9 protein-coding genes are annotated in these 7,016 nt (G+C 36.7%); 5 read left to right on the top strand and 4 right to left on the bottom strand.

The genetic code is table 11. The features are described 5' to 3' along the window. Nucleotides 1-144 precede the first annotated feature (144 nt). Both GT674_RS09480 and GT674_RS09485 read left to right on the top strand, forming a co-directional pair. Entirely contained in the window at nt 145-678 is a 534-nt protein-coding gene (locus GT674_RS09480; protein WP_161285454.1) for an RNA polymerase sigma factor, read from the top strand. Beyond that, nucleotides 675-1,148, top strand: coding sequence for a phage holin family protein (locus GT674_RS09485; RefSeq protein WP_161285455.1), 474 nt, complete (start codon nt 675-677; stop codon nt 1,146-1,148). The genes GT674_RS09480 and GT674_RS09485 overlap by 4 nt, the downstream gene beginning before the upstream one ends. 16 nt (nt 1,149-1,164) lie before the next feature. Here GT674_RS09485 and GT674_RS09490 read toward each other — a convergent pair whose 3' ends face one another. The 4 genes from GT674_RS09490 to GT674_RS09505 all read right to left on the bottom strand — a co-directional run bounded on the left by GT674_RS09490 (nt 1,165) and on the right by GT674_RS09505 (nt 3,896). Beyond that, nucleotides 1,165-1,875: a LytR/AlgR family response regulator transcription factor gene (locus GT674_RS09490; RefSeq protein WP_161285456.1), complete on the bottom strand. Its 711-nt coding sequence runs from the start codon at nt 1,873-1,875 to the stop codon at nt 1,165-1,167. Next, nucleotides 1,872-2,231: a helix-turn-helix domain-containing protein gene (locus GT674_RS09495; RefSeq protein WP_161285457.1), complete on the bottom strand. Its 360-nt coding sequence runs from the start codon at nt 2,229-2,231 to the stop codon at nt 1,872-1,874. The genes GT674_RS09490 and GT674_RS09495 overlap by 4 nt, the downstream gene beginning before the upstream one ends. Nucleotides 2,232-2,325: 94 nt before the next feature. Continuing rightward, a complete protein-coding gene (locus GT674_RS09500; protein ID WP_161285458.1) occupies nt 2,326-2,574 on the bottom strand; it encodes a helix-turn-helix domain-containing protein in 249 nt (82 codons plus the stop codon). After that, nucleotides 2,574-3,896: a sensor histidine kinase gene (locus GT674_RS09505; RefSeq protein WP_161285459.1), complete on the bottom strand. Its 1,323-nt coding sequence runs from the start codon at nt 3,894-3,896 to the stop codon at nt 2,574-2,576. The genes GT674_RS09500 and GT674_RS09505 overlap by 1 nt, the downstream gene beginning before the upstream one ends. Before the next feature lie 275 nt (nt 3,897-4,171). Here GT674_RS09505 and GT674_RS18245 point away from each other — a divergent pair, with 275 nt between their 5' ends. The 3 genes from GT674_RS18245 to GT674_RS09520 all read left to right on the top strand — a co-directional run. Next, nucleotides 4,172-4,759, top strand: a complete 588-nt coding sequence (locus tag GT674_RS18245; protein ID WP_161285460.1) for an accessory gene regulator B family protein — start codon at nt 4,172-4,174, stop codon at nt 4,757-4,759. Between the two features lie 91 nt (nt 4,760-4,850). Further along, nucleotides 4,851-6,467 carry a CHAP domain-containing protein gene (locus GT674_RS09515; protein ID WP_243149093.1) on the top strand — a complete coding sequence of 539 codons (1,617 nt, stop codon included), beginning with the start codon at nt 4,851-4,853 and terminating at the stop codon, nt 6,465-6,467. Nucleotides 6,468-6,493: 26 nt separating this feature from the next. Next, nucleotides 6,494-7,016 (top strand): transposase (locus GT674_RS09520; RefSeq protein WP_192926004.1); only part of this gene is annotated, 523 nt, incomplete at its 3' end.

Below are 7,016 nucleotides of genomic sequence, written 5' to 3' on the forward strand. Positions count from 1 at the left end.
ATTGGATTATGTTTCTTACTGAAACATTTTTATTTCTATCTGTTTTTTATCCACTTTATTTTTTTCTCATATGATTACATTTCTCTGATTTTTAGTTTCTAATTCCGACTGTTTTTTCTTCTTTCTAACAAAAGGAGAAAAATCATGGATACGACTAGCTTTATTTCCACCCTCACCCAAGCAAAACAAGGCAACACACAGGCTCAGGAACTGCTGATTCACAAATTTCTGCCTTTGATACGTAAATATGCGTATAAATGTCATGCAATGGAATTTGAAGATGCACAGCAGGAACTTATTTTTGCCCTTTTAGCAGCTGTACACTCCATAACATACATTCAGAACGAAGGAGAATGTATCCGTTATCTTCAGAAAGGAATATTAAACTATTTCAAATATCTTTGTCGTACTTCTATACGCCACAAGGAATATGAACAGATATCAGCAAATGATAACTTTACTATGCTTCCATCTTATAGCGATTTCAGCCTTATAGATTTAAGCCTCTCTCTTGCCCAGTATATGAAATCCCTTTCACCGACCAGACAGCGTATTTTGCAGTACGCACTTATCGATGAATACTCCAGTTCTGAAATTGCAGCTAAAATGCAACTCTCCGTTCAATATGCAAACCGTATAAAAAAGGAATTTCTGGCAGAAAGGAGGAAATTTACATGAAATCCGGGCACACAATACAGCTACTGTTATCCTGGATGATCACCTGGATCAGCGCCAAATTTCAGGCACTTGGGATGTTGCTCCTGTGCCTTTTATTCCTTATGTTCATTGATTATATCACAGGAATGCTTGCCAGCCGTAAAGAAGGGATTGACCACCCTGACGATGTTTCTTATGGATGGCGTTCTCAAAAAGGATTTTGGGGAATTATCAAAAAAACCGGATGCTGGATGGTTATTGCCAGTGCTTTTTCCGTAGATGAACTACTGCTTCATTCCGCAAAGAGTCTTGGAATCACGTATCCCGGAAACCTCTATCTTGGAGTTTTTGTCACCGTATGGTACTCTCTTAATGAAGTATTATCGATTATTGAAAATGCCGGCAGAATGGGAGTTCCCATTCCTCAGAAACTTAAGACATACATTTCCATTCTAAAAAAAGAAATTAATGATAAAGACGGCCTTCCATAATGAAGTGCTGTCTCTTTTAATCCAGTCTCAGCAGTTCATGTATCTTTTCTTTTACATAAGCTCTGTGTGCAGTACTAACCGTTAATTCTGCTCCACTTTCCATAATGATTTTTGAAGATTGGTATTGGGATATATGATGATAGTTTACTAGATATGACTGATGAATCCTGATAAAAGGAATAACGGAATTCTCCAACTCCTCTTCAGTGTCTGACAGTTTCCCATAGAAATAATCTGTACCTTGCTTTGTATGAATATAAATTTTACGATATATACTTTCAAAATAAAAGATATCTTTTAACCGTATTTTGTTTTCCCGGTAATGATTCCTATAAGAAAAATAAAGAATCCTTGTCTCCAGAATATCCAATGCTTTCTTCAGGCATTGCCGAAACTGATCCGGATACAGCGGTTTCTTCAAAAATCCAATTGGCCTCATCTCAAACAATTGGAGAGCATATTCTTCATAACCGGAAATATAAATCAGCTGTACATCTTCATCAATTTCTCTGATTGTTTTCGCTGCACGGATACCATCTATTTGTTTCATCTCTATATCCATAAAAATAATATCAAAACAGTTTCCCTGCCGCATGGATTCCAACAAAGTATATCCATCAAAATAAATACAAATCTCAAAAGAATATGCCCTGCCAAAATCCAAAATCAGTTCTTCTACCCGCGTTGTAAATACAATGTCATCATCACAAATAGCAACCCTTATCATTTCTTATCCTCCAGATATTTATTCAGCATTACCCGAAATGACAGAAGAAATTCTCTCTCCTCTTTGTTTAAAGGACGTTGTATTTCAATAGTTAAAAGTTCTTTTCCCTCATGTATTGATGAAAGACAGCCTTTCAGCAATTCATTTGGTGTAGTATCCAAAATCTGACACAGTCTGATCAGAATATAAAGAGTACAGGTTTTATGCCCATTTTCAAGATTACTGTAATGACCACTGGATATTCCTAATTTTTCTGCAACATAATCCTGTTTAAAACCTTTCAGATCTCTGATCGCTTTTATTTTCTGTCCGATAAGATAATTATATTTTTTTAGTTCTGTTTTGTTATGCTCCATACGATGTCTCCTTTTTACATCATTGTACGGAGTATAGTCTGCAAACTTAAGTTTCTATAAGAATTATTTGTTTTCTATAAGACAATTTCATGCATTATTTCAAGCAAAATCCTCCAGTATCGACAGGAACAGAATCCCTTAATATCCTGTCTGATGAGATGCCAAATTCCCTGCATATTTCAATCAGCACTTCTATGGGACAACTCCTGTTTCCCTTTTCTATATTATTGTAATAAGAATAAGAAATCCCAAGTATATCGGCCATTTCAGGCTGAGATATATTACGCTGCACCCGTTCCTGACGTATACGATAACCTATTAATACCGCATATTCTTTTTCCATCAGTTTTCCTCCTGATCAGTTTTATTTTCTACCCTGGGAAGCATCACAGACGCCTGAAAAATCCCATTTTCCACATTTGTGTAAATACTTACCTGACATTCCTCTACCGCACGTTTTACTGATAATAATCCCATTCCATGACCCTCTTCGTTTTTAGTAGTAAGAAAATGGCCTCCCTTTTTCATTAAGCTTTGTTCCATACATGGATTCTTGATCAAGATGAAAAGATTATCTACTTTCAGCATCATTTCCAAATAAATCTGTCTTTCCTCTTCCTTTAATTTTTGTGTCCCTTCAATAGCATTGTCCAATAAATTCCCAATAATAATACACAAATTATCTTCCGGCCATTTCAGATCAAAAGGAATCGCTATTTCAGCCTGAAAATCAATATTAAGTGATTTCATGTAGGGAATTTTATAATTGATCAGTCCGTCGACCAATATGTTTCCACTATTTACAATTCCCTGATGGGACAATCCTCTGGAGTTCAGCAATTCATCTATGTATTTACAGACTTCCTCATCCTTCTTCTGACGGATCAGCTCTTCCATATAAATCAAATGATTTTTCATGTCATGTTTCAAAAGACGAAATTCCTTCACAGCCTCTTCTCTTTCAGAAATCTGAACGCGATAAGCTTCCACCTGCGTCTGGTAAACCATATTACGTGTCTCCAGTTCAGCCTTCTCACCCAGACCTTCGTAAATTTTAATAATGATAATTGACATAATTATCATCATTATAGCAATAAACAAAGCATAATACCCATACTCTTTATCTTGCAAATTCCAATAAATCCTAAAAGCTCCATAATCAATAATCAACGTTTCTAGTCCCAAGAAAATCAAGATAAGCCAATTTTGACTTCCAATCTTTCTATTATATTTAATCTTTAAAAACTTAGAAACAATAGTTATTATAAGCGTAAATACACACCATTCCAAAATCATTCCCAAATCAAATAATTTAGAGTCAAAAGCCTCTTTTGCATATAATATATAAAATAAAGATATTACAAAATACTCACATACCAGAGCCATCATACTCCATATCACCGTATGAAGAAAAAGCTCTGTGTATTTTCCTCTATAAACCAAAAATATAAAAAATAAATTTGTTAAAAACATTATCGTAATATTTTCATACACTCCCATATTAGGAATAAAGTACGTAATAACATAAAACAATACTACAATAATAATATTTTTTTTGCTTATCTCTCGAAATTTTTTTTCAAAGACTGCGCCCATATAAACTGTCAAGCAATAATACCTTAATACAAAACTAATAATATTCATGTATTCAAACATCTCTTTCATTTATCTCCTTCATTTTATATATGCTATTTGCATAAAGAAAAGCAAAATTTAACTTTAATTATATTTTTATCGATATTTCTGTATTTTTGCACAAATTTATATATAATCTTTTATACTTCAAGAAAGGAATTTTAATATCATGAGATTCTTAAAAAACACATTAACCTCTCTTATCGTTCTTAGTATATTTTTTTACACAAATTGTATGGGATTTTTCCATGACAATATCCCACCAGATAATCTGGACCAATGGCTTCTCCAAAAGCGTAAACACTATGATTGATTCCTTACTACGCAAATTGGAAATTCCAGAAAACGATCTCCCCTATTACCGATACGGGATTGTCTCTCTTCTGGAGCTCATTAGTGTTCAGTTTCTGTGTATCCTATGGGCAGCATTCCGCCACCAGATCATTGATTATTTAATCTTTTATCTAATCTTTCTGATACTTAGAAAATATGGAGGAGGATTTCATTTTAAAAATTTTCTTCCTTGTTTCATTACCTCTGTGATTTCTATTATTGGATTATTGGAACTGATGCAGCACATATATCTTGGGATATTTCCGTCTGCACTGATCAGTACATTTTCTCTGGTACTAATCATTCTGATATCTCCTGTTCCAAGCGTGGTGGAAACCCTTTCCCAAAAGGAATTCCAGTTACGTAAACACAGACTGACGATTGTTGCAGGAATACTGGAATTACTGATAATATTATTATATTTTACAAAACAGCTTCATCTGCTCCATGTTTGCATGGTGACTTTTCTGTTTATGACAGGAATCCTGATTGCCGGTAAGCTCCGCTTAATCTATTACCATAAGATCAAATATAAGAAAAAACAGCGAATAAAAAACTAATTTAGAGAAATTTTTGTTTCAATCTGTCTCCATTAATTCTTCTTATAAAGTGAATTTGCAAATTCCAAAATCACAAAAAGGAGAAAAAACAATGACAGATCACGAAAAACTTGTAATGCGAAACATCATCTATGCGGTAGAAACTGGCGGACAGGTTTACGGTCAGAAAAACTACGCTGACTTCACAGAGGCCTACACAAACAGCTCTTCAGAGCATGCAATTACCATTGGCGCAGGACAGTGGTATGGAAATGAAGCACGGACACTTCTTCTCAATATCAAAGCGGCTGATGCTGCAACATTTAAAAAACATGATACTGCCGGTGTTGCTGCAGATCTTGCCAAAACAGACTGGTCAAACTACCGGCTTTCCAAAACTTCTGCAAAGGCTAAAGCTATTGTGAATATTATTAATTCCACTGTCGGCCGCCGTTGTCAGGATCAGCTTATGGATACTCAGATGGAAGCTTACGTAAAGGAAGCAGCTGCACTTGGGGTTTCCAATATGGATGCTAAAATGATGTGTGCTAATTTCAGACATCAGGGAGGAGCCTCTGCTGTAAAAAGAATTTTGGCAAAAACAACAAAGCCTTACACTCTGGATCATCTCTACGCAGCCTGCCAGACAGATACCGGAAATCAGGTAGGAGCATATAAGAGTCGTCAGAAGATGGTATATAACGCTCTTAAAACTCACATCACCAATTATAAGGTTACCGCTGCCGAGGCCATTCAGGCTGCTGTAAAAATTGCCAAAACTGAAATCGGTTATCGTGAGAAAGCATCGAATGCAAATCTTGACAGCAAGACCGCAAATGCAGGAACCGCTAATTATACAAAGTATTGGCGGGATGTTGCACCGGAATACCAGGGTCAGGCATGGTGTGCCTGCTTTATAAGCTGGGTATTTATGAAAGCTTTTGGAAAAGCCACCGCAACCAAACTGTTAAAACACTGGCCATATATTTATGTTCCAACACTGGCAGGATTATTCACCAATTATGCTTCCCCCAAAGTCGGAGACATTTTCATGTATCATAATGGATCCGAGTTTTCACATACAGGACTGGTAATTTCAGTAAGTGGTGATAAATTTGTAACCATTGAAGGTAATACCAATGATGGAAGCGGTGTCGTTGCTGAAGGAATTGGAGTTTACCAGAAAACAAGGTACAACAGCCAGCTTCCAGGCTCAAAATTTGCCCGTCCAAATTACAGCATCGTAACCTCAATTAATGGTTCCGGAGGAGACATCACACCACCATCTACATGGGTAACAACCGGTACCGCTGTATGCACAGGAGATGACGTTTATGTACGCCAGACTCCAGGCGGTACTGTTATGGGTATGGTGTCCAAAGGAACAAAGTTAGAACTGGATGGAACAAGTTCCGGTGTATGGGTTCATGTAAAAGTGGCAGGAATCGGTATTGGTTACATGCATCAGGATTATGTTGGGAAGGATTCTGGCTCCACAGGCTCTTCCCCGATAAAAACAGCACAGAATGCGCTGAACAGCAAATTTAATGCTGGTCTGACAGTAGACGGTATTTGGGGATCTGCCTGCAAAACAGCATATATCAAGGCAATACAGTCTGCCCTGAACTCTGTATATGGTGCCGGACTTACAGCTGACGGCATCTGGGGAACAAACACATCTAGGGAGTATCCCAAAGTTTGTGTAAACCTTCAAACTGATGTAAGATAGAATTACTCAGTTTGGAGGTTTATTTTATGGCAAGAAAAAAGGATTCACCACAAAAAGCAGCGCTTAGAGAACTCATGGGAAACTACCTGAAAGAAAACAATGTAAAAGTAAAAGATGGAACAGATGTTAATTCCATTATGCGGGATATGATGTCTATCATTTTGGAAGGTGCCCTTGATCAGGAACTGGATGAAGAACTGGGATATTCCAAGTATGATTATCGAAATAAAGAAACCGATAATTCCAGAAATGGACATTCCCAGAAAACGTTACATACCAGTTACGGAGATATGGAGATTGATATTCCAAGGGATCGAAAAGGTGACTTCGAACCACAGGTTGTAAAGAAGTATCAGAATTCGATTACGCAGGACATGGAAGAAAAGATCATTTCCATGTACGCAAAAGGAATGACTACTGCCGATATAGAAAGCCACATGCGTGAATTATACGATCTTGAGATCTCCGACAGTACTGTCAGCCGGATTACTGATAAGATCCTGCCAATAGTAAAAGAATGGCAGGAAAGGCCATTAGAAAGTGTGTATG

It is taken from the genome of Blautia sp. BIOML-A1 (assembly GCF_009883055.1).
In the GTDB taxonomy this organism is placed as follows: Bacteria; Bacillota; Clostridia; order Lachnospirales; family Lachnospiraceae; genus Blautia_A.

What these genes read in the sequence shown, in the direction of transcription:
- GT674_RS09480 (WP_161285454.1), top strand. Translation starts at nt 145, where the DNA reads ATGGATACGACTAGCTTTATTTCCACCCTCACCCAAGCAAAACAAGGC.
- GT674_RS09485 (WP_161285455.1), top strand. Translation starts at nt 675, where the DNA reads ATGAAATCCGGGCACACAATACAGCTACTGTTATCCTGGATGATCACC.
- GT674_RS09490 (WP_161285456.1), bottom strand. Translation starts at nt 1,875, where the DNA reads ATGATAAGGGTTGCTATTTGTGATGATGACATTGTATTTACAACGCGG.
- GT674_RS09495 (WP_161285457.1), bottom strand. Translation starts at nt 2,231, where the DNA reads ATGGAGCATAACAAAACAGAACTAAAAAAATATAATTATCTTATCGGA.
- GT674_RS09500 (WP_161285458.1), bottom strand. Translation starts at nt 2,574, where the DNA reads ATGGAAAAAGAATATGCGGTATTAATAGGTTATCGTATACGTCAGGAA.
- GT674_RS09505 (WP_161285459.1), bottom strand. Translation starts at nt 3,896, where the DNA reads ATGAAAGAGATGTTTGAATACATGAATATTATTAGTTTTGTATTAAGG.
- GT674_RS18245 (WP_161285460.1), top strand. Translation starts at nt 4,172, where the DNA reads ATGATTGATTCCTTACTACGCAAATTGGAAATTCCAGAAAACGATCTC.
- GT674_RS09515 (WP_243149093.1), top strand. Translation starts at nt 4,851, where the DNA reads ATGACAGATCACGAAAAACTTGTAATGCGAAACATCATCTATGCGGTA.